At 59.9% G+C, this 24604-nt stretch carries 20 protein-coding genes; 10 read left to right on the top strand and 10 right to left on the bottom strand.

The features are described 5' to 3' along the window. Positions 1 to 153: 153 nt before the first annotated feature. Positions 154 to 978: an IclR family transcriptional regulator gene (locus AC0J1C_RS01255; protein WP_375191422.1), complete on the bottom strand. Its 825-nt coding sequence runs from the start codon at positions 976 to 978 to the stop codon at positions 154 to 156. Positions 979 to 1254: 276 nt separating this feature from the next. Here AC0J1C_RS01255 and AC0J1C_RS01250 point away from each other — a divergent pair, with 276 nt between their 5' ends. After that, positions 1255 to 2184, top strand: a complete 930-nt coding sequence (locus AC0J1C_RS01250) for a 2-hydroxyacid dehydrogenase (RefSeq protein ID WP_473045263.1) — start codon at positions 1255 to 1257, stop codon at positions 2182 to 2184. Here AC0J1C_RS01250 and AC0J1C_RS01245 read toward each other — a convergent pair. Beyond that, complete coding sequence (locus AC0J1C_RS01245; RefSeq protein WP_473045262.1) at positions 2178 to 3527, bottom strand: hypothetical protein; 1350 nt, start codon at positions 3525 to 3527, stop codon at positions 2178 to 2180. The two genes, AC0J1C_RS01250 and AC0J1C_RS01245, sit on opposite strands and share 7 nt — an antisense overlap. Positions 3528 to 3719: 192 nt before the next feature. On the opposite strand from AC0J1C_RS01245, the gene AC0J1C_RS01240 reads away from it, so the two are divergent. The 5 genes from AC0J1C_RS01240 to AC0J1C_RS01220 all read left to right on the top strand — a co-directional run bounded on the left by AC0J1C_RS01240 (position 3720) and on the right by AC0J1C_RS01220 (position 8596). Further along, the gene (locus tag AC0J1C_RS01240; RefSeq protein WP_473045260.1) at positions 3720 to 4889 is read left to right on the top strand and encodes an acyl-CoA dehydrogenase; all 1170 of its coding nucleotides are present in this window, start codon (positions 3720 to 3722) and stop codon (positions 4887 to 4889) included. Between the two features lie 30 nt (positions 4890 to 4919). Then, a complete protein-coding gene (locus tag AC0J1C_RS01235) occupies positions 4920 to 6116 on the top strand; it encodes an acyl-CoA dehydrogenase family protein (protein WP_473045259.1) in 1197 nt (398 codons plus the stop codon). 10 nt (positions 6117 to 6126) lie between these two features. Continuing rightward, the gene (locus tag AC0J1C_RS01230; RefSeq protein WP_473045258.1) at positions 6127 to 7269 is read left to right on the top strand and encodes an acyl-CoA dehydrogenase family protein; all 1143 of its coding nucleotides are present in this window, start codon (positions 6127 to 6129) and stop codon (positions 7267 to 7269) included. A gap of 100 nt (positions 7270 to 7369) precedes the next feature. Beyond that, positions 7370 to 8131 carry a class II aldolase/adducin family protein gene (locus tag AC0J1C_RS01225; RefSeq protein WP_473045257.1) on the top strand — a complete coding sequence of 254 codons (762 nt, stop codon included), beginning with the start codon at positions 7370 to 7372 and terminating at the stop codon, positions 8129 to 8131. 9 nt (positions 8132 to 8140) lie between these two features. Next, complete coding sequence (locus tag AC0J1C_RS01220; RefSeq protein WP_473045256.1) at positions 8141 to 8596, top strand: MaoC family dehydratase; 456 nt, start codon at positions 8141 to 8143, stop codon at positions 8594 to 8596. A gap of 48 nt (positions 8597 to 8644) precedes the next feature. Here AC0J1C_RS01220 and AC0J1C_RS01215 read toward each other — a convergent pair whose 3' ends face one another. From AC0J1C_RS01215 to AC0J1C_RS01200, 4 genes are read right to left on the bottom strand one after another with little or no spacing between them, the layout of a single operon-like run. Further along, positions 8645 to 10309 carry a long-chain fatty acid--CoA ligase gene (locus tag AC0J1C_RS01215; RefSeq protein WP_473045255.1) on the bottom strand — a complete coding sequence of 555 codons (1665 nt, stop codon included), beginning with the start codon at positions 10307 to 10309 and terminating at the stop codon, positions 8645 to 8647. A 54-nt stretch (positions 10310 to 10363) separates the two neighbouring features. Beyond that, a complete protein-coding gene (locus AC0J1C_RS01210; protein WP_473045254.1) occupies positions 10364 to 11422 on the bottom strand; it encodes a phosphotransferase in 1059 nt (352 codons plus the stop codon). A 19-nt stretch (positions 11423 to 11441) separates the two neighbouring features. Further along, entirely contained in the window at positions 11442 to 12209 is a 768-nt protein-coding gene (locus tag AC0J1C_RS01205) for an SDR family NAD(P)-dependent oxidoreductase (protein ID WP_473045253.1), read from the bottom strand. Between the two features lie 22 nt (positions 12210 to 12231). Further along, the gene (locus AC0J1C_RS01200; RefSeq protein WP_473045252.1) at positions 12232 to 13434 is read right to left on the bottom strand and encodes an acyl-CoA dehydrogenase family protein; all 1203 of its coding nucleotides are present in this window, start codon (positions 13432 to 13434) and stop codon (positions 12232 to 12234) included. Between the two features lie 523 nt (positions 13435 to 13957). Between AC0J1C_RS01200 and dctP the strand changes: the two genes are divergently transcribed. The 3 genes from dctP (at position 13958) to AC0J1C_RS01185 (ending at position 16945) form a co-directional block, all read left to right on the top strand. Then, positions 13958 to 15004 (top strand): TRAP transporter substrate-binding protein DctP, encoded by a 1047-nt coding sequence (dctP, locus tag AC0J1C_RS01195; protein ID WP_473045251.1) that lies wholly within the window; start codon positions 13958 to 13960, stop codon positions 15002 to 15004. Positions 15005 to 15098: 94 nt separating this feature from the next. Further along, positions 15099 to 15638, top strand: coding sequence for a TRAP transporter small permease subunit (locus tag AC0J1C_RS01190; protein WP_375191511.1), 540 nt, complete (start codon positions 15099 to 15101; stop codon positions 15636 to 15638). After that, positions 15635 to 16945, top strand: a complete 1311-nt coding sequence (locus AC0J1C_RS01185) for a TRAP transporter large permease (RefSeq protein ID WP_473045250.1) — start codon at positions 15635 to 15637, stop codon at positions 16943 to 16945. Before AC0J1C_RS01190 ends, AC0J1C_RS01185 begins: the two co-directional genes overlap by 4 nt. Here AC0J1C_RS01185 and AC0J1C_RS01180 read toward each other — a convergent pair. The 4 genes from AC0J1C_RS01180 to AC0J1C_RS01165 all read right to left on the bottom strand — a co-directional run bounded on the left by AC0J1C_RS01180 (position 16942) and on the right by AC0J1C_RS01165 (position 23732). Beyond that, positions 16942 to 17268 carry a hypothetical protein gene (locus AC0J1C_RS01180; protein ID WP_473045249.1) on the bottom strand — a complete coding sequence of 109 codons (327 nt, stop codon included), beginning with the start codon at positions 17266 to 17268 and terminating at the stop codon, positions 16942 to 16944. The genes AC0J1C_RS01185 and AC0J1C_RS01180 overlap by 4 nt on opposite strands. Positions 17269 to 17339: 71 nt before the next feature. Then, positions 17340 to 18701, bottom strand: coding sequence for a DUF1329 domain-containing protein (locus AC0J1C_RS01175; protein WP_473045248.1), 1362 nt, complete (start codon positions 18699 to 18701; stop codon positions 17340 to 17342). A gap of 32 nt (positions 18702 to 18733) precedes the next feature. Continuing rightward, entirely contained in the window at positions 18734 to 20635 is a 1902-nt protein-coding gene (locus tag AC0J1C_RS01170) for a DUF1302 domain-containing protein (protein ID WP_473045246.1), read from the bottom strand. 118 nt (positions 20636 to 20753) lie between these two features. Further along, positions 20754 to 23732, bottom strand: a complete 2979-nt coding sequence (locus AC0J1C_RS01165; protein ID WP_473045245.1) for a hypothetical protein — start codon at positions 23730 to 23732, stop codon at positions 20754 to 20756. Between the two features lie 278 nt (positions 23733 to 24010). Between AC0J1C_RS01165 and AC0J1C_RS01160 the strand changes: the two genes are divergently transcribed. Continuing rightward, entirely contained in the window at positions 24011 to 24598 is a 588-nt protein-coding gene (locus tag AC0J1C_RS01160) for an RNA polymerase sigma factor (RefSeq protein ID WP_473045244.1), read from the top strand. The last annotated feature ends 6 nt before the right edge of the window (positions 24599 to 24604 follow it).

Genomic DNA, 24604 nt, shown 5'->3' with positions numbered 1-24604 from the left:
AAACATGCGTACGATTTAATACAAGTTCGGCGGTGTTTTCAACCATCCGGCTAACAGCGGGCACAAAAAAACCGCAGAGGTGTCTCTGCGGTTTTTTGCCTTGGAGTTTGTCGGGAGGCGGCGCCGCCTCCCTTCGCTACTTAGGAGTTAGTCTCAGACGCCCAAGGATTCAATATCGCTCGCCAGCATCGCCAGCTGGTGAGCAATGGAACCACGGAGCTTTTCCGCTGGCACCAGATAAGACGGGGCGGCACAGGTCAGAGCCATGATGGTGCCATCCTGCAGGTGGATTGGCACGCCGGCGGAGTTGATGTTCCGATCCCACTCGCCAGTGGACAGGCAGAAACCGTGTTCCTTGTAATCCTTCATGGCCTGGTCCAGGCCAGCTTTCTTCTCGGGCCAGTCTTTGCCGTATTTGGCCGCCATGGCGTCGTCAATCACCAGGCGGGCCTTGTCGCTGATGGCGCAGTAATAGGCGCGCCCGGCAGAAGTCGTGGCCATGGGCAGTTTGAGGCCGATATCCATGCGAAGCAGTGAGGCCTCCGGTGGCAGACGATTCTCCACGTAGATCATGTGCAACCGGTCGCGGCAGGTCAGGCCTATCGACATGTTGGTCTGGCGGGCAAACTCGTCCATGTAGGGCTTGGCGAGCTGGCGCACCTTGAGATTGGATACGTAGGCGTAACCGAGCGCCAGTACTCCGGAGCTGAGCTGGTATTTCTCCAGCTGGGTGTTATAGCTGAGATACCCCAGCTTGGTAAGCGTGTAGGTCATCCGCGACACGGTTGGCTTCGGCAGCCCGGTGATGCGTGCGATGTCCTGGTTGCCGAGGATAACAGGACCCTGGCTGAAGGCACGAAGTACGTCCAGCCCCCGGGACAGGGCCTCGACAAACTTACGGTCTTTCTCCGGCTTCACGGGCTCACCGTCAGTGGATGCCACTGTCAGTTCCGGTGAGATCTTTTTTCTTCCTGCCATAATGGGACGTCCTCCAACCGCGTCGCCCGCTCTTGTAACCGGTGTATTAATTTGGTGAATGACCAGCGATGCGCCATTTTAATCGCTGCAGAAATCAAGTACCAGAAAGTCTTTTCAAAACTCTCGCCAAATATGAAACACTTGCTGAAGATGTCTCAAACCCGAAACCGCATGGCGGTATTTCATACCATGATTTATTGCCCGTGCCGTTTTCATATTCTGCATTGCAAAACAAACTAGCAGTCAACGAACCCTGTGACGACCCCCGGAGGCAAAATGAAGATTCTTTTCGTGGCAGGCGATCCGAAACCCGAGCGCTGGACAGTGCCCATTAAAGAATGCCTGCCGGACGCCGAGGTTTATGTCTGGGATCCGCACGGGCCCGCTGTTGGTGCGGATTACGCCATCGTCTGGAAACCGCCCGAGGCCCTTTTCGAGCGGGAAACCCATCTGAAGGCCGTATTCAACCTGGGGGCCGGTATCGACGGCTTGCTCAAGGTTGCCAACCTGCCGAAAAATCTCACGATTGTGCGCCTGGAAGACGCGGGCATGTCGGTGCAGATGGCGGAGTACGTCCTGCACCAGCTGCTGGAAGCCAGTCGCGGGATGGAAACCTACCGGGAGCAGCAGCGCCAGAGCCTCTGGAAAATTCATCGCCCCATCAAACGCAGCGAGTGGCCGGTGGGCGTTATGGGGCTCGGTCATATCGGCAAGCGAGTGGCCCGCACGTTGGCCAATCTGGATTATCAGGTCAGCGGCTGGGCCCGCGGAGAACACAGCCTGGAAGGCGTCAGCACCTACGCCGGCCCCGGCCAGCTGGGCGACTTTCTGCAAGCTACCCGTGTCCTGGTCAATACCCTGCCCCTGACCGACGAGACCCGGGACATCATCAATTATGAGCTGCTGAGCCAGCTCCGGCCCGATGCCGTTTTAATCAACGTTGGCCGGGGTGAACACCTGGTTGAGGACGACCTGCTCAGGGCCCTGGACGACGGTACCTTGCTGCGCGCGTCCCTCGATGTGTTCCGCAAAGAACCCCTTCCAGAGGGGCACCCATTCTGGCAACGGCAGGAGATCACCATTACACCGCACATCTCGGCCCGGACCCTTCGGGACGCCACCATTGAACAGATCACCGGCAAGATCCGGGATCACGCCGCCGGGCGTGCCATTTCCGGGATTGTGGATACCAACCGGGGTTACTGACCCGGCACCAGCCAGGCGACCAGCGCTGTCAGCACCAGAAGAGCTGGCAGCGCTATCAATGCAAACAAACCATTCCACCGAAACGCCACGACCCAGCGGGAAATCTGCCCGAAACGGGACAGCAGCATGACCGATGGACCAAAAGGCGACAGCATCATGGCCAGGGAGAAGCCAATTACCAGAGCCACGGAAACCGGTAGCAGATCCATCCCTTCCGCCACCAGCTGGGGCAACAAACCGGCCTGAACACTCAGGACCGTGATGGGAATGATGCCGATCATGGAGAATATTGGCAGCATCAGCATGCCAACGACAGCCACCAGGAAAATCCCGCTGCCAGTGGCGACCAGCCCCGCCAGGGCATCTGCCGGGATGACCGCGGACAGGGCAACACCGAGGATGGCGGAAGCGGCGAAGATGGCCATTTCGTTCTGCATGGCCCATATCTGACCCGCACCTTCCTGCAGAACGGAGGTCAGTCCCCGCTCCTGCCAGAGCATATAGAGCAGCGTCACGGTCGGCACCGACAACATGGCTGCCACCGACACCTTGAAACCGGTTATGACCACCAGGCCCGCCATCACCGTGAACACCAGCAGGATAAGAAACAGGAGGCGACCGGTACCCGGGAGCCAACCTTCAATAGCGACACGCTCGCTGCTGACCTTGCGGAACCGGCGCTGCTCGAGCACCCAGCCAATCAACACCATTACCAGCGCCGCGACCATACCGAAGGGTAACAGTTGCGACCAGCTCAGCTGCGGTAACTCCCTGGTAAGAATGGCAACAGCGACGCTGGTGGGCGCCACCAACGGCACCAGGGCAAATCCCCTCAGGGCACTGATCAGAACACTCCGCAACCACTGCAGGCGGGATTCACCGCCGATGCCGCGCTCCCGGAGGGTGTCAGAAAGGCTTCCGCACAGCAGGTTCATCATGCCGAAACTCAGAACCGTAGCAACGCCACAGCTGACCAGGGCGTACTTGGGATAGAGCAGTATGGGCTTCCCACCCAGCAGGACATCGTGGATCCGGCGCAATACTTCGAACCGGCGCACGAGGCACTGCATCAGGCCCAGGCTGCCCAAAAACGCGGAATAGAACGCGGCATCAGATGCCGCCTTCAACACCTGCCCCCCGTTCAGCGACCCGCGCCAGGCAAGCCCTCCCAGAACCAGAAGGGCGATAACCAGTAACATCCGGGCGTACCCCTGCAGGCGCCCGGCCCCTGCCAGAAAGGCAGCGACAAACGCCACGCCCGCCAGCGCACTGAGCTCCTGGCGATCAAGACAGATAGCCAGGAGCTCAGTGACCAACGCCAGGGACACCAACCATCGAAGCATTCCGCTCAGCACAGAGGCACCTCGTCAGCCTTGAACACTGCTTGCATTTCCATAACACCCGGATTAGTCTTTCACGAGTCATTTACAAAACTGTGTTTCGCTTAATGAAACAACATTGATACAAAGATAGCATAAATCGCTCCCCCGCCCCTAATGCTGGGCTTTCGATATTCGCTTTCAGGAGAGAACACAATGGATTCCGCACCCTGGAATGATCTTCTCGGTTTTGATGGCCAACTGGACGAAACCGAGCGTCAGGTCCGTGACAGCATCCACAGCTTCTGTGATGAGCAGCTCATGCCTGGCATCACCGAGGCCAACCGGCACGAGAAGTTCGACCGCACCATTTTCAACCAGATGGGCGAACTCGGCATGCTGGGGGCGACCCTGCCGGAAGAATACGGCGGTCCAGGGCTGAACCATGTCTGCTACGGCCTGATAGCGCGGGAAGTGGAACGGGTGGATTCAGCCTATCGCTCGGCTCTGAGCGTCCAGTCCTCTCTGGTCATGTATCCGATCTATTCCTATGGCAAGGAAGCGATGAAAAAACGCATCCTGCCCAAGCTGGCCTCCGGCGAGTACGTCGGCTGTTTCGGCCTGACCGAGCCCAATCACGGGTCCGACCCCGGTGGCATGGAAACCCGGGCCAGGAAAGTGGACGGCGGCTACCTGTTGAGTGGTTCGAAAACCTGGATTACCAACTCACCGATTGCCGATGTCTTTGTGGTCTGGGCCAAGCTGGACGGAAAGGTGAACGGCTTTGTGATTGAGCGCGAAGACGCCAAGGGGCTGGACACACCAAAGATCCAGGGCAAGTTTTCCCTGCGGGCGTCGGAAACCGGCTCCATCTTTATGGACGAGGTGTTCGTGCCGGAGGAAAACCACCTTGAGGTGGAGGGATTGAAAGGTCCGTTCAGCTGCCTCAACAAGGCCCGTTTCGGCATTAGCTGGGGTTCACTGGGTGCGGCTGAATTCTGCTGGCACGCGGCCCGGAACTACACCCTGGAGCGCGTGCAGTTCGGCAAACCCCTGGCCGCCAACCAGCTGATCCAGAAAAAGCTGGTGGATATGCAGACCGAGATCACCATCGGCCTTCAGTCGGTGCTGCAACTCGGCCGCATGATGGATGCCGGCACGGCAACGCCGGATGCCATTTCACTGCTCAAGCGCAACAACTGCGGCAAGGCTCTGGACATTGCCCGGGTTGCCCGGGACATGCACGGCGGCAACGGCATTTCAGATGAGTACCACGTTATCCGCCACGTCATGAACCTTGAGGCTGTAAACACCTATGAGGGCACACACGATGTCCACGCCCTTATCCTGGGCCGTGGCCAGACCGGCATCCAGGCCTTCAGCTGATTTACAGATCAACGCGACAGAGGTTTTCCCATGAACTTGAATTACACCACTGAGGAACTCGCCTTCCGTGATGAGGTCCGCGCATTCCTGGATGAAAAGCTGCCCGGGGATATTGCTGCCAAGGTGAAAGGCTTCCGCCGGCTATCCAGGGAAGACCACCAGCGCTGGCAGAAGATACTCAGCGAACAGGGCTGGTACGCCACTCACTGGCCAGAAGAATACGGCGGCGTGAACTGGAGCCCGGTTCAGAAGCACATCTGGGATGAGGAGTCCTCTCGCTATGGGGCTCCCCGTTCTGTGCCATTCGGTGTCAACATGGTGGCGCCGGTGATTATCAAGTTTGGTACCGAAGAGCAGAAGCAAAGATACCTGCCAAGAATCCTCAGCGGCGAAGACTGGTGGTGCCAGGGCTATTCCGAGCCGGGCGCCGGTTCAGACCTCGCCTCTCTCAAGACCCGGGCCGTCCGCGACGGCGATCACTATATTGTGAATGGCCAGAAAACCTGGACCACCCTTGGCCAGCACGCCAACATGATTTTCTGCCTGGTGCGCACCAATACCGAGGTAAAGGCCCAGGAGGGCATCTCCTTCCTGCTGATCGACATGAACACACCGGGCATTACGGTGCGTCCGATCATTACCCTCGATGGTGAGCATGAAGTCAACGAAGTGTTCTTCGAGGATGTGAAAGTCCCCGCCGAGAACCTGGTAGGCGAGGAAGACAAGGGCTGGACCTACGCCAAGTACCTGCTCACCTATGAGCGCACCGGTCTGGCCGGCATTGGCATTTCCAAGGCCGCACTCCAGCACCTGAAAGAACTTGCCTCCCGCCGTACCAAGAATGGTCGTCCGCTGATCGAAGACCCGTCGTTCGCCCGGCGCATCGCCCAGGTTGAGATCGATCTGATGGCCGCCGCCATCAGCAATCTGCGCATCATCGCCTCAGTCGAGGGCGGCGGCATGCCGGGCGCGGAAAGTTCCATGCTGAAAGTCCGCGGCACCGAGATTCGCCAGACCATCAACGATCTGGCACGCCGGGCGATTGGTCCCTACGCCATTCCCTTCGTGGAAGAGGAACTGGATCTGGATTACAGCGGTGAATTCCTGTCGGACGAAAATGCCGCACCACTGGCTGCCCAGTACTTCAACAACCGCAAGCTGTCCATTTTCGGCGGATCAAACGAGATCCAGAAGAACATTGTGTCGAAAATGATTCTCGGGCTCTAAGGAGGCGACCATGGATTTCCGACTGAATGAAGAGCAGCAGATGCTGCAGGACACCGTGGCCCGTCTGGTGCGCGGTGAATACAGTTTTGAAAAGCGTCTGGAATACAGCGAAACCGAGCTGGGGTTCAGCGCCAATTTCTGGAAACAGCTGGGTGAGCTGGGTCTTACAGCCGTGCCCTTCCCGGAAGAACTCGGCGGATTTGGCGGCAGCGGCGTGGAAGTGCAGAGCGTGATGACCGAGCTTGGTCGCGGCCTTTGCCTGGAGCCCTACCTGCAGTCGGTCGTTCTCGGAGGCGGGCTTATCAGCCAGGCTGGCAACAGCGAGCAACAGGAACAGTGGCTCAGCGGCATTGCCAGCGGCGAGGTTCGCGCGGCTGCCGGGCTCGAGGAGCCGCAGAGCTTCTATAACCTGAACCATGTCGAAACCCGCGCCGAAAAGTCCGGTGACTGCTACGTTTTGAACGGTCGCAAGGCAGTCGTAATCGGGGGGCATTGTGCCGACGTGCTGGTGGTGTCTGCCCGCACGTCCGGTGACAGCCGCGATGCCGATGGCATCAGCCTGTTTCTGGTAAACCCGGACGCCGAAGGCCTCGAACGCCGCACCTACCCGACCATTGACGGCTCCAAAGGCTGCGACCTGTTCCTGAACAACGTCAAGCTGGGGCCCGATGCCCTGCTCGGCGAGGAAGGCAAGGCGTCTGACGTGATCGAGTACCAGGCAGGACGCGCCATTTCCGCACTCTGCGGTGAAGCCGTGGGTGCGATGGAAGTGGCCTGTGACCTGACCCTGGACTACCTTAAACAGCGCAAGCAGTTCGGTGTTCCCATCGGCAGGTTCCAGGTGCTGCAGCACCGGATGGTGGACATGATGTCGGAGCTTGAACAGGCCCGTTCCATGGCCATTCTGGCCGCCAGCATGGCCGACGAGCCCCAGAGCGACGAACGCCGGCGAGTTCTTGCAGCCGCGAAGAACGTGATTGGCCGCAGCGGCCAATTCATCTCCGAGCAGGGCATCCAGTCCCACGGTGGTATTGGCATGACCTGGGAGTATAACTTCGCCCACTATGCCAAGCGGCTGATCATGATCAATCATCAGCTTGGCGACGACGACTTCCAGCTGGAGACTTACGCCAACCTTTTACAGGCAAGCTAGAATCCCCTCATCAGTGAGCCTGGAAGCTTCTGTTGTTCAGAAGCCTTTTTCGGGGGTGGTCGCCAAGCCACCCCTTTTTCGAATCCGGAGGTGAACAACAATGACAAAAACTGAAGCAATACCGGACGCCGACAACCGCCAGACTGGCGAGTGGCAGGTCCGAACCGAGCTCGCCGCGGCCTATCGTCTGGTCGCTCTGTTTGGCTGGGACGATCTGGTTTTTACCCATCTTTCGGCCCGGGTGCCGGGGCCTGAGCACCACTTCCTGATCAATCCCTATGGCCTGCTGTTCCATGAAATCACCGCGTCCTCACTGGTCAAGGTGGATCAGGACGGCCAGGTGGTGCAGGCCGGCGGGCTCGGACGGGTCAATCCGGCCGGCTTCACCATTCACAGCGCCGTGCATATGGGACGGGAAGATGCGGGCGCGGTCATGCACCTGCACGCCGCGGACGGCGTGGCCGTCTCGGCTCATCGGGACGGCCTGCTGCCCCTCAGCCAGACCGCCATGCTCTGTCTCGATCACCTGAGCTACCACGATTACGAAGGCGTGGCCCTGAACCTCGACGAGCGCGAGCGGCTGATCCGGGACCTGGGCGACAAATCCATGATGCTACTGCGTAACCACGGCGTGCTGACCGCCGGGAAGGATGTTCCCGAGACCTTTACCTACCTGTATTTCCTGATGAAGGCCTGTGAAATCCAGGTCAAGGCCCAGAGCTGCGGTCCCACCCACCTGCCCTCGGAACAGGCCATTCGCACCACCGCCGAGCAGTCGCAACAGCTGGGCATGGCCGCGAAGCTGACCTGGCCAGCTCTGTTACGACTGCTGGACAGCAAGAACCCGGGCTACAGCGTCTAGGGGGTAGGAATGAAAGAAGTACAGCTTTCAGAACTTACCGACATGGCAGGAGAACTGACGTGCCACAGCCCCTGGCTCACCATCACCCAGGACATGGTCATTGCCTTTGCCGACGTGACCGGTGATCACCAATGGATTCATGTGGATGTCGAGCGGGCCAAGCGCGAGTCGCCCTGGAAAAGCCCGATTGCCCATGGCTATCTCACGGTCGCGCTCATATCGAGATTGAATCCTCAGGCGCTCCGGGTGATCGGGCCGACCGCGACCATCAACTACGGTCTGAACCGGCTTCGATTCCCGTCTGCTGTAAAAGTCGGCTCAAGCATCCGCACCCGGCTGGAGCTGCTGTCGATTGATCAGGTGGATGATCACCGACAGCTTGCCACCTATAAAACCACCATCGAGATCCAGGGCGAGGACAAGCCGGCCTGTGTGGCGGAGAATCTGATCATGTATGTTGCGTGACGAGCCCTTATCGACGGGAAATCGAAAAGGGCTCGGCTCGCTGCCATGTCAGGCATTCTGCTTCCATTCCTCTTCCTGCAGGGCCCGCCACATCAGCTTGCCGGTGGGGGATTTTGGCAGCGCCTCCACAAACTCCACTATGGTTGGTATCTTGTAGGCCGCCATCTGCTCACGGCACCAGTTGATGATGTCTTCTGCTGCGGTTTTACCTTCCGCCTCGGGCGTCAGGACAATGCAGGCCTTGACCGTTTCACCCCGTTTCGGATCCGGCGCGGAGATGATACAGACTTCGTGGATGGCCGGGTGCCGGTACATCAGACCCTCCACCTCGGAGGGCCAGACCTTGAAACCGGACGCGTTGATCATGCGCTTGACCCGATCCACCATGAAGAAATAGCCGTCCTCGTCGTAGTAGCCGAGGTCCCCGGTACGGAAGAAGCGCTTGCCGTCGATCTCCACGAACGCGGCTTCGGTTTCCGCCGGCCGGTTCCAGTACCCGATGGTGACCTGTGGGCCGGACGATACAATTTCACCGGTTTCACCGGGGCCCTTTTCCTCCAGGGAATCCACATCGATGATCCGGCTGTCCACATCGAAAACAGGGATACCCAGGCACTGGGCCTTGGGTTGCTTGACCGGGTTAATATGCGTGGCCGCCATGGTCTCGGACAGGCCATAGCCCTCGATATAATCGAGACCCGTCATGGTTTTCAGTTTTTCCGCCACCGCCGCCGGCATGGCCGCCCCTCCCCCGCCGATGGTATTCAGGCTGCTGAGGTCGTACTGGCCGATGTCCGGATTCGACAGGAAGTCCACCGCCATGGTCACGATATTGGTCCAGCCCGTGACCCGGTAACGCTCGATGAGACGGGCCGCCGTGGTGCGGTCCCAGCGAGTCATGATCACCGACGTCGAACCGCTGTAGATGGGACTGTTCATGGAGCCAGTCATGCCGGTTACATGGAAGAACGGCAGTGTGGACAGTTGCACCGTATCCGGTGTGCTCAGGTTCCAGAAGGCACGGTGCATCGCCGTTGCCATGACCGAGCGATGGGTGTGCATACAGCCCTTGGGCGCACCGGTCGTACCCGAGCTGTAGGGGATGACGGCCAGATCGGCAGGTCCAGCCGTGTGGGCTGACGGCTCGTATCCAGCTGCAAGGGCAGCCTCCCAGGTCACCACACCCCGTACACCCCGAGACCAGACCGGGGCCGCAACTTCCGCCGGCAGATCGAGATCGGTATCCGGTTTGATGTAGCTGCTGTAGGAGGCGACCACCACCTGTTTCAGATCCGTTTCCGGCAGCAGTGGAATGATGAAGTCTGCCAGCTCCTGGCCGGCCAGGCAGATCGATGCTTCCGTGTCGGCAATAAAATGCTCGAGCTCCGCTGCACGGTTCATCGGATTGACCGGAATCACCACGGCGTCCGCCCTCAGGATGGCGTAGTAGGCGATCACATACTGCGGTGAGTTCTGCATGTAGAGCAGTACCCTATCTCCCTTTGAGACGCCCTGTGACTGGAGATAGCCCGCCATGGCTTCCACTTCTGACAAAAGACGCCGGTAGGTGAGGGGCGCATCGTAGAAGATGATCGCGTTGTGATCCGGGTAGCGCAGCGCGGATATTTCCAGGTTCCTGAAAACACTGGTTTCCGGCAGGGTCATGGTCTTGGGCAGTTCCCGGGGCCAGACCTTGAAATGGCGTGTGAACATGCGTGTTGCTCTCCAGGGTTCAGTCAGTCGGCCACAGGTGCAGCCAGCTATTATTCATTCGTGCCCGCTGGCAATCTGCCAGCCGATGTCCGCCAACAGGCTGGCCCGCTTGCCGACATTCAGCGCGTTGGCATTGGCGGCGTTACCGTCCAGCGCCCGCTTGTAGACCCCCTGCAGGATGGCAGCCAGCCGAAACAGGGAAAACGCCAGGAACACGTGCCAGTCCTCAATACCGTCGCGCCCGGTCTGCGTGCAGTAACGGGCGATGGTCGACTGTTCATCGGGAATACCCAGTGCCTCCAGATCCTCTCCCTGCAAACCGCGCATGCCTTCCATATCGGAGGGCAGATAGTACGGCAGGCAGAAATAGGCCAGGTCCGCCAGCGGATGGCCCAGCGTCGACAGCTCCCAATCGAGGATCCCGATCACCTCGGGCTTGTCCGGCGCCAGCATGAGGTTGCCGAACCGGTAGTCGCCGTGGGCGATGGCGGTTTCGTCCGCGGCAGGAATATTCTCCGGCAACCAGGCCATGAGCTTGTCCATTGCGGGCAGCTCGTCCGTCTTCGACGCCAGGTACTGCTTGCTCCAGCGCGCCACCTGTCGCGCCACATAACCTTCCGGGCGGCCGTAATCTCCGAGGCCGATCGTGTTCACATCCACCGAGTGCAGGGCCGCCAGGGTATCGATGGCCGATTGGTGCGCAAGCAGGCGATCCTCCCGGCCCAGCTCCGGCAGCGCCGAATGACTGAGAATCCGGCCGTCCAGAAAGTCCATGACATAGAACGGTGTCCCGATAACGGCGCTTTCTTCGCACAGCACCCTCACCCTGGGAACCGGTACCCCGGTGTGGTCTGCCAGGGCCTTCATAACCCGGTATTCGCGCTCCACCATATGGGCCGAGGGCAGGGTTTTTCCGGGCGGCTTCTTGCGCAGGACGTATTGCCCACCATCGGCACCCAGCAGGAACGTCGGGTTGGACTGTCCACCCTGGAACTGCCGAACGTCCAGGCTTTCACCCACCTCGGGCAGTTCTGCCTGAAGCCAGGCCAGCAGCCGCTCCTCGTCAAACCTGTGTGCCGGCAGAACGTCCACCAGCTCGGGTGCTGTCGTCATAGCGTCTCTGTAGCGTCCGTTAGCAAATGGTCTCGCCACCGTCGGCAACGATGACCTGGCCGGTGATGTAGGCACTCGCCCTGGTGGACAGGAACACGGCCAGACCGGCGATATCCACCGGATCACCGATCCGGCGCAGCGGGGTCTTGTCCTCCGCCCGCTTCACCCGAACCGGATCTTCCCAAAGGGCCTTGGCGAAGTCGGTCTTGATCAGGCCCGGGGCGATGCTGTTAACGCGAATTCCTTTTGGCCCCCACTCCACGGCCAGGTTGCGGGCCAGGGCCGCCTCGGCAGCTTTCGATACGCCATAGGTCCCGATGGTGGTGTTGCCCCGAAGGCCGGCAATGCTGGACAGCAGAACCACTGCCCCTTCCCCCTTCTCCGCCATCTGGGGCAGGACCATGTTGGTGAGCCAGAAGGTGCCCTTGACGTTGGTGTCCATGATCTTGTCCCAGGCCTCGTCGGTCATCTCGGCGGTGGTGCCATAGACCGGGTTGGTGGCCGCATTGCACACCAGCACGTCGATCGGGCCCCAGGCTTGGTTGGTCCGGTCCACCAGATTCTGCAAATCGTCTTTGCGGCCCACATGGCAGGGCACGGCCATGGCTTCGAAGTCCTGCGCTTTCAGCTCGTTAGCCACCTGCTCGCAGGCGTCCGCCTTGCGGCTGGAAATCACCACCCGGGCACCAAGACGGGCCATTTCCTCGGCGATGGCGCGGCCAATGCCCTTGGTGGAGCCGGTTATGACAGCGACCTTGCCGGTCATATCAAACAGCGTGTTGGTCATGGTTGGTCCTCAATCCGGTGGGTTAGCGATACTGACGGAGTTCCATTTTGGCCACGGAGTCCAGGTGCACCTCATCCGGACCGTCCGCCAGTCGCAGCGTCCGTACCTTGGCCCAGGCGGACGCCAGGAAGGTGTCCTGGCTGACACCGGCACCGCCGTGAACCTGGATCGCCCGATCAAGCACCTTCAGCGCCATGCTGGGTGCGATCACCTTGATCATGGCGATCTCCTGGCGGGCCACCTTGTTGCCCACGGTGTCCATCATGTGCGCCGCCTTGAGGGTCATCAGGCGCGCCTGCTCAATCTCGATACGGCTGCGGGCGATGTCCTTGCGGATGGAGTCGAAGCTCGACAACGGTTTGCCGAAGGCTTCGCGCTCGCCGGCACGCCGGCACATCAACTCCAGGGCCCGTTCGGCCACACCGATGGTGCGCATGCAGTGGTGGATCCGGCCCGGCCCGAGCCTGCCCTGTGCGATCTCGAAACCACGGCCTTCGCCGAGCAGTATGTTACTGGCCGGTACACGTACGTTGTCGTAGTGAATCTCGGCGTGGCCATGGGGCGCGTGGTCGTAGCCAAACACGGTCAGCGGCCGGATCATCTTCACACCCGGCGTATCCAGGGGCACCAGAATCATCGACTGCTGCTTGTGTTTCTCGGCGGTGGGGTCGGTCTTACCCATAACGATGGCAATTTTCGAGGTGGTGGTCATCGCGCCGGAGGACCACCACTTCCGGCCATTGATCACATACTCATCGCCCTCGCGGCGGATCTCACAGGCGATGTTGGTGGCATCGGAGGAAGCCACGTCAGGCTCGGTCATCGAGAAACAGGAACGGATCTCCCCGGCCAGTAGCGGTTTCAGCCACCGGTCCTGCTGTTCTGCGTTACCAAAGCGGGCAATGGTTTCCATGTTGCCGGTGTCGGGCGCGGAACAGTTGAACACTTCCGGCGCCATCTCCGAGCGGCCCATGATTTCGCACAGGTGGGCGTATTCGAAATTACTCAGCCCGGCACCGTAGTCGCTCTCGGGGAGAAAGAGGTTCCAGAGGCCCTCGGCTTTGGCTTTTTCTTTCAGTTCTTCGATGATCGGAACCGGAGCCCAGCGGTTCTCGGCCTGCGCGATCTGCTCGTGATGCAGGTGCTCGTTGGGATAGATGTGCTCATCCATGAAGGCCCTGAGCTGGGACTGCAGCGCTTTGGCTTTGTCAGACAGATCGAACATGTCCGCTTCCTCTTTTTGTTATTAATTCTGTTACCACCCGGCTGCGGGAGAGCCGCTAGATGGAAGCACCGTCTGGCTTGCAGTTGCCAGCAAGGACGTGCTGTGGTTTTCACCTGCGTAATAATTTGTCACGCATTATGGCTTTCAGTCAATATATTCGGAAACCAGTTTCACTAGACAAAACAAAGCAGCTTCCACATTGCTGAAAATGAAAAGCGATCCGGGTGAAACAGCGCTTTCGGCGACGGCATACCAGGATGACACCCTGCCAGCACCGGAGCGAGGCTGTTATTTCCACCGAGTTCAGGGACTATCCGCACCGGCCCACAAAAAGCGAGGCCAAGAAACAGGCGCTTCACAAGCCCTACCAAGAGGTAAGAAAACATCCTGTTGCAAAACCCGGATCTTGTGTTAGATTCAGATGATAGTAATTCACCCTGCAGTTATCAGTTCTGCAGAGTGAAACTGAAACAAGAGCACACTGATCACGGTAACTCATTACAACAAAGAACGAGGCCCTGTCATGAATCTCCTTGGAAATGCCCGTAAAGCGCTCACCGTCTATGCGTCTGCCCTGACCATCGGGCTATCTGCGACTCTGGCTGCCGGTACTGCGACCGCTCAGGAAACCGTCACCTGGAAGGTCCAGTCACACTGGCCCGGCTCCAGCAGTTCCTACACGGACAGTCTCGGCCGCATCAAACGAGTGCTCGAAGAACGCACGGATGGCCGCCTGAAGCTCCAGCTCTATGAAGCCGGTGCGCTGTTCAAGGCCAAGGACACCTTCAACGCCGTCAGCCGTGGCATCCTGGAAATGGGCACCATTTCCCCATCCTATGCCCAGGACAAGATTTCCCTCGCAGGCATTGCTTCCGGTCTGCCGTTCGCCTTCCGAAATGTCTGGGAGGCTGCCTACTTCCACCAGAACCTGGGGTTCGAGCAGATGCTCCGGGACGAAGCGGCAGAGCATGGCGTCTACTGGGCCACGGACAAAGTCTATCCGACCGAGATGGTGGTCAAGCAGCCGATTGAAAGCGTGGAAGACTTCAACAGCCTGAAAATCCGTTCCTCCGGCGCCCTGCAAACCTTCCTGACCGAAGCTGGCGCCGCCGCCTCCTACATCCCCGGCAGCGAACTCTACTCAGCTCTGGATTCCGGCATCGTGGACGGTGCCCACTGGGGGGCGGCTCAGGGGGCCTACAGCATGGGCCTGTATGAAGTCGCCAAGTACCATGTGCAGCCGGCCCTGAACATTGCCGGTACCGACGTCATCATTGTCAGCCAGAAGGCTCTGGACAAGCTGCCTGAAGACATGCAGAAAATCGTCAAGGACGCGCTGAACGAGCAGTTCTGGATCCGCACCAACGAGTACCAGTACAAGGAGCGGATCACCCTGGCCAAGGCCATCGAAGAGCAGGGCGTGCAGCTCAATGTCCTCCCGGACCCGGTTCAGGAAAAGCTGGTCGCCACCGCCCAGGCCATGTGGGATGAAGAGGGCAAGCGCAGCGAGAACGCCAAGAAGGCCCTCGACATGCTGAAAAGCTACCTGACCGATCTCGGTTACCTCTGATCAGCCATTGTTCTGTCGCAGGCCGGGGTTTCTGATCCCGGCCTTTCTGTAAACGTACCCGAACCGTATGCCGTGGGAGTTGAACGTGAGTGTGATGATCGCCGCATTCATGAGAGGGGTCACCCGTCTCAATGATCTTATCGGTCGGTGGGTAGCCCTCCTGATCTTCGCAATGTTCGCGTTTCTGCTGCTGGAAGTGGGCTTCCGCTACCTGTTCAACTCCCCCACGGTATGGACCAACGAGCTGACCCAGATGTTGTTTGGTATCTACGCGGTAATGTCGGGCGGCTACATCATGGCCCATCGCGGCCACGTCAACGTTGATCTTCTGCATTCACATCTCAAACCACGGAAACGGGCAGCTCTGGACATTGTCACCTCTTCGGTCTTTTTCATTTTTACTCTGGCGCTGCTGTGGTTTGGCATCGATATGGCCCAGGAGTCCATGGCCAGCTGGGAAACGTCTTACTCGGCATGGAATCCGCCGATCTGGCCGGTAAAACTTGCCATACCCATCGGCACCGCTCTGTTGGTTCTTCAGGGATTGGTCAAACTGCTTGAAGACATCGCCGTGGCGTTCAACCTGAGTTACTACACGCCGGAAGAGTCCAGATCTGAAGGAGATCAGCTGTGAGCATCGAAGCCCTGACTCTCCTGTTCTTTGGCGCGCTGCTGTTTTTCCTGCTGCTGGGCCTGCCACTGGCGTTTGTTCTTGGTGGCGTCTCGGTGGTGTTTCTGTACTTCACCTGGGGCTTTGATTCCTTCTACATGGTGGCCTCGCAGATCTGGGGCACCATGGAGAGCTTCACCCTGGTCGCCATTCCTCTGTTTGTCTTCATGGCGATGATTCTGGAGCGCACAGGTGTGGCCCGGGACCTGTACCGGATGATGCACTTGTGGTGTGGCGGCCTGCGAGGTGGTCTGGCCCTGGGCACCCTCGGCATCTGTGCGGTGTTTGCCGCGATGGTGGGCATCAGTGGTGCCGCGGTGGTCGCCATGGGCACGATCGCCTTGCCCTCCATGCTGGAACGGGGCTATGACAAAAACATGGCCCTGGGCGTGATCAATACCGGCGGAGGCTGGGGCATCCTGATTCCGCCAAGCATCCTGATGATCCTGTACGCACTGATCACCGGCGTTTCCGTCGGTCAGATGTTCGCCGCCGGCATCATGCCGGGCATCCTGCTGATGGTTCTTACCGCCGTTTACATTCTTGTGCGCTGCCACCTGCAACCCGAGCTTGCGCCGGCGCTGCCGAAAGAAGAACGGGGCACCTGGCCTGAGAAGTTCCGGGCGCTGAGAGCCGTGCTTCTGCCGATTGGCGTGGTGGTCATGGTATTGGGTTCCATCATCGGAGGTATCACAACGCCGACCGAAGCTGCTGCCATGGGCGTTCTGGGTGCACTGATTTCCGCGGCTGTTTACAGGGAGCTAAAGTGGAGCATTCTTAAAGAGGCGGCCATCCGCACCTTCAAGCTCACCGGCATGATCATGTGGATTCTGTTTGCCGCCCATGCCTTCAGCGCGGCCTACCAGAGCATGGGCGCCCAGGAGCTGATTGAAGGCCTGATGAACATGGTGCCAGGAGGGCCATGGGGCATCATTATCGCGATGATGGTGATTGTTTTCCTGCTGGCCATGGTGCTGGACCCCGTGGGTATCATGCTGATCACCCTGCCGGTATTCATGCCGATCGTGGAGTCTCTGGGTTTCGACCCGATCTGGTTCGGCATCCTGTTCGTGATCAACATGGAAATCGGCTACATGACACCCCCCTTCGGCTTCAACCTGTTCTATCTGAAAGGCATCGTGCCGCCGTCGATCACCATGAAGGACATTTACAAGTCGATCATTCCTTTCGTGATTGTTGAAATCGTGGGCATCATCCTGATCATGATTTTCCCCGAGATTGCGACCTGGCTGCCGGATCTGCTCTTCTAGTGTCCAATGGAAGAAAACCGGTCGGACGGTGGCCGGCCCGGCCCTGGCGTCATCGCTGACAGGGCGGAGCAAAGAGTACACTCTGATTTCCGGCATTCCGCAGTATTGTGGCGGACAAACTCCCGGGCCAGACCGGGTTCTGCCGTACGCAGCTGACCGGTACAGATGGCAACGTGCCGGTACAGCGCCTCAATCGCCTCGGGGCGGGAATAGTAAGGCCCGAGTTCCGATATTTCCCTCGTTCGAACCAGCCATTTGCCGCTTTTGAAAATCAGCCGCTTGTCGATGTCGTACAGCGGTGCCGTATTCAGAATCTCGAACATGGTTTTGAGTCCCCTTGAAATGGGCCGACCGGGGCAACGGCTCCCGGTCGGCTGCAGGTAGAACCCGGTTCTTAGCGGACCCCGGCCCGGCGCAGTGCGGCCGGCGTGTACTCACGTGAGCTCCGCTCGGTGTCGTACTCGTAGGGCGTCTCTTCTTCGTTGGTCAGCCCCATCACCAGGTAGCGGCCAGACAGAAGGTCGTACAGGGTTTCAAAGGCGTAGGCCGGGATGTTGGCGTCGTAGATCTGCATGGCATGCGCCTCGGCAACGCGCCAGAGATTGCCCCGTCCGTCGTAGTGGTCAACCAGCGCGATCTGCCAGGTGTCCTCGTCGATATAGAAATCGCGCACTTCGTACACGTGACGCTCGCCGTCCTTGAGCGTTGCCTTCACGTGCCACACCCGGTGCAGCTCGTAGCGGGCCAGGCTCTGGTCGATGTGGCCGGGCTGGATGATGTCTTCATAGCTCAGGTCGGCACTGGCCAGACGGTACGCGTTGTAGGGAATGTACATCTCCTTCTTGCCCACCAGTTCCCAGTTGTATTTGTCCGGGGCGCCGTTGTAGAGGTCCAGGTTGTCCGAGGTACGCTGACCGTCAGCCGCCGTACCCGGTCCGTCGTAGGCCACGTTCGGAGCCCGGCGCACGCGACGCTGACCGGAGTTGTACAGCCAGGCGCGGCGCGGCTCCTTGACCTGGTTGATGGTCTCGTGAACCAGCAGAACGTTACCGGCCAGACGGGAAGGAGCGGTGATCGCCTGCTTGAAGTAGAACATCACGTTGGGGTCTTCGGCGGGATCGTAATCCTCCAGGGCCACACGCTCGGTGAAGTATTCGGTGAACTTCACCGGGCTGAAATCGCCGTTGGGCTGAGGCGTTACCTGGGCCACGTTCCGGGTGAAGGAACCACCGCGGTACCGGGTAATGTGGTTGAAAATGGCTTCCAGACCGTTCTGGGGAATGGGGAACGGTGTGGCGGTCTGGTAATTCTTGAGACCGTTGCCGCTTTCCACCAGCTCCACCTTGGTGGCGTTCTCGATGGTCTGCTTTTCCACCTTGTCCGGGTAGCTCGCGGTGCGGCGGGTCTGATAGACGGGGATGAAATAGTCCTCGTACTTCTCGATCATGGCCACCTGGCCCGGGCTCAGGTTCTCGGCGTACTGGTCGACGTTGCTCTGGTCAATCCGGAACAGTTCCTTGTCTTCCGGGAACGGGTTCACGTAGCGGCCATCGCCCTTGTAGTCGGCCGGCGGCTGGTCCAGCCCGCCGTCCCAGGCGGGAATCTCGTCGCCATTACCCGCCTTGACGGCACCCATGGGAGTCAGGGTGTCGCCCAGTTTTGCCGCTTCCTGCTGGGACACGGCGGCCAGGGCCTGGCCCGAGGTCAGCAGAGTCCCGGCAATGGCGCCGTACAGTATGGTTCGCATCATGGTCATTGGAGTGAACTCCTCTCTAGGTGGTGTCTTATTCAGAATGAGTAGGAAACGGAAGCGGCGATGAAATCACGGTCACTGATCTCGTTGTATTCGCCACCGAAGTAGTTGGTGTAACTGATCGACGCCTTGTAGGCGTTCTGATAGGTGGCGTCGAGGCCCAGCCCGATGGACTTGTTGCCTTCCTTGAAGTTGCCACCGGGATCCGGCGCATAGCCCTGCACGTCATGGCTCAGGAAGAGCTTTGGCAGCAGGTTCACACCGGCAAAGGCGCTCGGGTAATCCCAGGCAAACAGCGCCCGGTAGCCCCAGGAAAACGAGGTGGTAAAGCCATCACCGCCGCAGTTGGTGGGGTTGATGTTCAGGCGTTTGGTCGGGTCATTGGGGTCCGGGCTTTGGCTGCAGAAGTCACCGGTGAAGCTCTCGCCCTCCAGAGGAACCGGACCGACACCGTAGATACCGGAGCGTCCATAGCGGGCTTCGGATTTGCCGGGCAGGTCGTGCACGTAGGTGGCGCCAACCTCGGCCACGATGATGAAGCGGGCAGCGCCCATCACCCGGTCGATGAAGTGAATCGCCGTGGCCTGGGCCTGGGAAACCCCGTAGCGGTCGTAACCTTCAACCGCCGTACCCGCATAGGTACCGCCTTTCTCCGCGCGACGCTGTTCAAGCTTCGAGACAATCTGGCCATCCGGTCCGCGCTGCTGCAGGCCGCCGTAGATCAGCTCGAAAGTGTTCCACTGGATCGGCAGGTTCGGCCGGTAGCTGTACTCGGCCCCGAGGGAGGTGCCGGTCGGCAGCGTGGTGTTGATGCTGATGCCGTACAGATCGATGCCCTTCGGATACTCGATGAAGTAGCTCGGGAAGCGCGCATCCGGCTTGCTCGGGTCGTACTGCTGGGTTTCGTCGGCATCCGAGGGGTTGTTCACTACGCCGCTGATGTAGGGCAGGCGGCTGTGGTAACGGGTATAGAAGAAGCCGAGTTCGGCGTCGAGTTCGGTCACGAACCAGCGCGCCGCCACACCAAACTGGTCGCGATCACCCGGTTCCTTGTCTCCCTGTCTTGGCGCGATGAAGCCCTCTTCGAACGCCTGGGAGTCCGGCACCTGGCCCGCCAGCAATACCGGGCCGCAGCCATCAGCAGCGACATCGGCGGTAGAGAAGAAGGTGCCGCAGTCATCGATTCGGAACGGCTCCCAATCGGTCTGGACGAACGCTTCCACATTGATCTCAGGCGTTATGCCCACCGAGGTGTAGAGCATTTCCACCGGCAGCAGCACGTCCTTGAGTTCCGCGCCGGGGGCACGGAAAGCCGGCACGTCGATCGGATTGACCGCGTTGATACCACCGAGAATAAAGGTGCTCTCGCCCCAGTTGACCACCTGGCGTCCGTAACGCACCGACACCGGCGTGTCGCCGAAGTACCAGTCGGTGAACACATAGGCGTCCAGCAGATCGACGCCGGACGCGTTGTCTTTCGCCTGGGGGTTCAGTTCCCGCTGCTGACCCACCGGATCGACCGCGCGCGGGTTATCCTTGAGCTCGTAATCGTAGTAATAGGTGCCACGAACCAGCGCGCCCACCCGGGTCAGCGTATCGCTGTCGGGCGCGTAGTCCAGGAACAGCTCGGTCCGTCCCCGCACAATCTGGGAATAGGGATCGTTTTTCTCGAAGTTCAGGTTACCGTCATCGAAGTTGTTGGACGATGCGCCAACGTTGCTATAGGCAAACTCCGGGCCCAGGTTGCCCTGGGTGATGAGGGATTTGTCCTGGTCTTCAAGACGGACGCCGATGCCCGCCGTGAGCGTTGTGCTCAGGGACGCATCAATCTCGTAGACGCTGAAGTTGAAGGCGCCGGCAGTCGGTGCCAGACAGGCCAGCTGAACCGCCAGGGCCAGACGGACCGGTTTTGCCAGGGCAGTATTTATTGTTTTCATTGCGTTCACTCCGCAAGTTCTGGGCAAAGCCTCCCCCTACGGCGAGGCAGAGCCGTTATTTTTCTATCGTGGAAGGGCGTGGTGCGTTGGCCTGGCCGTCCAGGCCAACGCTTCTGGATCAGATGCCGAAGATGTCGCCGATGATGTCGCCGGTTCCGCCATCACCGCCGTCGCCGCCATCCCCACCGGAGCCGCCGCCGGAGCTGCCGTCACCGGCATCGGTGTTGCCTTCGGCCGAGCAGTCAGTACCGTCGGTGTTGGCGTTCTTCACGACGCAGGGATTACTGACCGATACCGTGCCGTCGGTGAACAGCTCCAGCATCTGCGCGGTCATCTCCGTGAACACGGCACTGGAAGAGAAGCTGTCTGCTTCCTTCTGGCCCGCGGAAATCGGATTACCGTGGGAGCCTTCCAGGTAGCGGGTAATGAACGGCAAGCCAGTACCCAGGGGCGTGGATTCGGCGTTCATGGCCGCAGCCAGGGGATCCGTACCGGCAATCGGCATGTTCTCGCCCTCGATCACAAAGCCGGTTTCCGGAATGGTGGTCGACAGCGGCCCCAGCAGGTAACGGTCGGCATCCGCGGCGTTCGGAATGGTGTCGTCGGTCGGACGGTCGGGATCGTTCGGCACGCCAACAATCTCCGTCAGCAGCAGCGGCTGGTCCTTGTACAGGGGCGCGAAGGCGGTCGGGTCCGCAGAGTCCAGAAGACCCTGGAAGACATTGAAGTAGATGTTCAGCTCGGTGCGTCCCTGGGTCAGGAGGCCGTCCGACGCCGCATCCAATCCCGGCAGCACACGGGGCGCAACCGACTGGGAGTTCTCGACCAGGCGCGTGAAGCCACCGCCGGTGTTGAGGAAGTTGGAGGCGGAGATGTTGAACAGGTTCGGGTTATCGGCGGCCGCCGTGTTGGTCACGTAGGGCACCGCAGCGCCACCCATGCCGCTGAGCGAGTGCGTCAGGAAGTACACCCGGCTAGTGTTGATCTGCAGATCATTGGTGCAGGAACCGCAGGCGTTTACCGCATCCTCAATGGCTTGCAGGGAAGCATTGACGTTCAGCAGGTCCAGGGCGCCCTGGCGCATGTTGTCGCGGGTATTCGCGTAATTGGCGAAGTTGAGGAACAGGGTGCCCGATTCCGGCGATTCCAGCTCGCCCGCCGGCACCGGATTCAGGTTGGCGTCAGCGGCAAAGCCGAAGTGTCGCTCGGTGGCGTCTGCCGACGCCCCGGCCTGGGCGGTAATCGGCGACAGTCCGACGATACCGGTGTCGAAGATACCGTGGAGCGGCTGATCAATGCCGATGGTCACGAAGCAGTCCTTGGTGTTATCGGCCAGGCAGGTGAGACCTGCGGCTGTTGCCAGCGGCAGGATTGCCGAACGATCGGTGGTCGCCGCATGCTGGTAGATGATCACCGGATAGCCACCGGTCGGTGGTACGGATGTGGTTGACGGCCCGGTAACCACAAGAGGCACAGTGGTATCGGCAACCTTCCGGGCAAACGGGAAACGGTAGGAGATGCGGCTTGAGGGCGCGGCATCCAGCTGATCGTTGCCGCTGAAGTCGGCGGGCTGCCAGCTGGAAGTAGTCAGCGCGGTGCCACTGCCTTCCTCGGGCAGCGCCTGGAAATAAGGCAGAGTAATCTCGCCCTCGTAGACGCGGATGTCGATATCGGTACCAAGACCGCCGATCTCGATTCGCTGTCGCAGCGCCGGGTTTACATCGCCACCTTCTTTCTCACTGAACACGCTCACCGTGCGCGGCTTGGGGGTATCGACCAGCGGCGCAGCGGCCGAGGCCAGGGCCTGGGCGCGGGTTTCGGTATCAATGTTCTCGTCCGTGGCCTCAGCGGTGGCCACCTGGATGGCGTGGGCCATGCGGCGATCCGCCTCCAGGTCAGCAACTACATCGCTATACAGAACCACGGTGCCACTGGCGTTCGCATCGGTCAGGATGCTTGCCAGGCCCTGGTCGTACAGCCGGAAGGCCGGATCGGTGAGCTTGGTGTAGATCGCCGTGTTGACGCTGGACTCTTCCGCGCTGGCCTCGCCTTCGAGGGGCTGGTTGCTGAGGTTATAGAAACCGGCCACAAGCTTACCCAGTTCCTGCTGACGCTGAGACACCTGCAGCGTCTCCCGGAAGTGGGTGACCGGAGCGGCATTGGCCAGCAGCACATCCTCAACCGCAGTGGTGGTGATGGCGGTGGCATAGGTCACATCGTCAAAGGTGGCGGCGAAGCCGGCCGCTGCCGGATACTCGCGCTTGAAGTCGAAGTAGTCGGCCGCCAGTTGACGCGCTGGCAGCATCGCTTCGCGGAACGGCTGGAAGGCCGCGTTGGACAGCACCTTGTCGGGATCGGCGACCGACTGATACGTGGGTGAGCCCACCAGAGGTTCGCCGTTGGCATCGACAATATCGTTGGTCAACGCCAGCACGTACTGGGTCTTGGACGCCAGTGGCGTAAGCGGCAGAATGCGGATCAGGTTGTTCTGGCCACCGTCGATATCCAGCAGCTCAACCCGGAGCTTTTCAGTAATCAGGTCGCTGAAAATGACGTCCGCTTCGGCGGTGTTGCCCTGCTCCCTGAGTTTCAGCGCTTCACGGTAACGTGCTGCCGGCGTCAGCCCCGGAGCTTCGAGATCCTCCGGGAATACCGCATCGCCACCGGCGTATTCAACGGGAATCAGGAAGACATTCTGATCCGGGTTCGGCACCACCTCGCCCTCAACCTCGACAAACCCCCTGGCATCGAGAATCTGCTGGCTATCCAGGCTGGCACTGATCTTGACGTCAATGGGTGCGAGGACCGACGCACCGTCCAGGAAGCCGATACCCTGGGTGACCGGGTTGGCCGGATCGGTGCCGTTGAGCATGGTGCCATCGTCCACCTCGCTCAGGTAGAACAGGGCGTCGCTGGGGATGACGAATTCGGTTTCCAGCGGATCAAACAGCGGATGGGTACCACGTTCGATGCCACTGCCACTGATCTGGTAATCGGGGTTGGCATTCCTGCTGGTCTGGCCGCCGCTTTCGAGACAGCCGGTCAGGCCGAGTGTGGCCGCCGAGACGGCGACAAACAATGCGTTGCGGATAAGCATACTCTGTTACCTTTGGTCTTTTTGTAGTTGAGCGATTCCGTCGCTTCTGACCGCCTACCACGTAGGTCTAATTGCAAAGGTTCCAGAACAACGTGAGATTTTTTTGCGAGACCACCCCTAGCAGAACCCAAATATCTGATTCCGAGCAGATTTTTGGCGTTCTTTTTTTTACACTATCGCCATACCCCCAGCCAGCGCGGGCTGATAGACTGACCCCTGCATGAATTTGACTCGCCCGCACAGAGTGTTGCCGGCAACGTATCGATCAGGGGTGTCCATTGGCCTTGCTGCCATTCCGCCAGTCCAAGTCAAAGCGCTTTGAGGCTCTCATACGCCCTCACCTCCGGGCGCTGCACGGTTTTGCCTATCGATTGACGGGCAACCAGCACGACGCGGAGGACCTGGTGCAGGATGTGGTCACCAAGCTGGTTTCCAAAGTGGACGAACTGGAGCAGGTCGACGACCTCAAACCCTGGCTGCACCGGGTCACCTACCGGCAGTTCATCGACACCATTCGAAAACGTCCCGCAGGGCGTGAGACCTCTGCCAGCGCCCTGGACACTCGCGAGGATCAGACGCCGTTTCTGGAAACCCTGCCAGACCTGGAGGCCGACCCGGCCCTGCGAACCGAGCACCAGCGAAACGCGGACACCCTTCGCCGACTGGTGAGTGAGCTCAAACCCGATCAACGCACGCTTTTGCTGATGCACGACTCCGACGGCTGGCGCCTGGAGGAGATTGCCGAGGTTCTCGACGTACCCCTGGGCACCATAAAATCCCGCCTGCATCGAGTCAGGGCACTGCTTCGAACAAAACTGGAAGCGGAAATGGAACCTTTTGGAGAGCAACAACGTGGCTGCCAATGAGGTGAA

The sequence above is a fragment of the Marinobacter sp. E2 genome, from assembly GCF_055755345.1.
The sequence above is the reverse complement of the archived record's forward strand: the minus strand, read 5'-3'. Positions and strand labels throughout refer to the sequence as shown.

What these genes read in the sequence shown, in the direction of transcription:
- AC0J1C_RS01255 (WP_375191422.1), bottom strand. Translation starts at nt 978, where the DNA reads ATGGCAGGAAGAAAAAAGATCTCACCGGAACTGACAGTGGCATCCACT.
- AC0J1C_RS01250 (WP_473045263.1), top strand. Translation starts at nt 1,255, where the DNA reads ATGAAGATTCTTTTCGTGGCAGGCGATCCGAAACCCGAGCGCTGGACA.
- AC0J1C_RS01245 (WP_473045262.1), bottom strand. Translation starts at nt 3,527, where the DNA reads ATGCTTCGATGGTTGGTGTCCCTGGCGTTGGTCACTGAGCTCCTGGCT.
- AC0J1C_RS01240 (WP_473045260.1), top strand. Translation starts at nt 3,720, where the DNA reads ATGGATTCCGCACCCTGGAATGATCTTCTCGGTTTTGATGGCCAACTG.
- AC0J1C_RS01235 (WP_473045259.1), top strand. Translation starts at nt 4,920, where the DNA reads ATGAACTTGAATTACACCACTGAGGAACTCGCCTTCCGTGATGAGGTC.
- AC0J1C_RS01230 (WP_473045258.1), top strand. Translation starts at nt 6,127, where the DNA reads ATGGATTTCCGACTGAATGAAGAGCAGCAGATGCTGCAGGACACCGTG.
- AC0J1C_RS01225 (WP_473045257.1), top strand. Translation starts at nt 7,370, where the DNA reads ATGACAAAAACTGAAGCAATACCGGACGCCGACAACCGCCAGACTGGC.
- AC0J1C_RS01220 (WP_473045256.1), top strand. Translation starts at nt 8,141, where the DNA reads ATGAAAGAAGTACAGCTTTCAGAACTTACCGACATGGCAGGAGAACTG.
- AC0J1C_RS01215 (WP_473045255.1), bottom strand. Translation starts at nt 10,309, where the DNA reads ATGTTCACACGCCATTTCAAGGTCTGGCCCCGGGAACTGCCCAAGACC.
- AC0J1C_RS01210 (WP_473045254.1), bottom strand. Translation starts at nt 11,422, where the DNA reads ATGACGACAGCACCCGAGCTGGTGGACGTTCTGCCGGCACACAGGTTT.
- AC0J1C_RS01205 (WP_473045253.1), bottom strand. Translation starts at nt 12,209, where the DNA reads ATGACCAACACGCTGTTTGATATGACCGGCAAGGTCGCTGTCATAACC.
- AC0J1C_RS01200 (WP_473045252.1), bottom strand. Translation starts at nt 13,434, where the DNA reads ATGTTCGATCTGTCTGACAAAGCCAAAGCGCTGCAGTCCCAGCTCAGG.
- dctP (WP_473045251.1), top strand. Translation starts at nt 13,958, where the DNA reads ATGAATCTCCTTGGAAATGCCCGTAAAGCGCTCACCGTCTATGCGTCT.
- AC0J1C_RS01190 (WP_375191511.1), top strand. Translation starts at nt 15,099, where the DNA reads ATGATCGCCGCATTCATGAGAGGGGTCACCCGTCTCAATGATCTTATC.
- AC0J1C_RS01180 (WP_473045249.1), bottom strand. Translation starts at nt 17,268, where the DNA reads ATGTTCGAGATTCTGAATACGGCACCGCTGTACGACATCGACAAGCGG.
- AC0J1C_RS01175 (WP_473045248.1), bottom strand. Translation starts at nt 18,701, where the DNA reads ATGACCATGATGCGAACCATACTGTACGGCGCCATTGCCGGGACTCTG.
- AC0J1C_RS01170 (WP_473045246.1), bottom strand. Translation starts at nt 20,635, where the DNA reads ATGAAAACAATAAATACTGCCCTGGCAAAACCGGTCCGTCTGGCCCTG.
- AC0J1C_RS01165 (WP_473045245.1), bottom strand. Translation starts at nt 23,732, where the DNA reads ATGCTTATCCGCAACGCATTGTTTGTCGCCGTCTCGGCGGCCACACTC.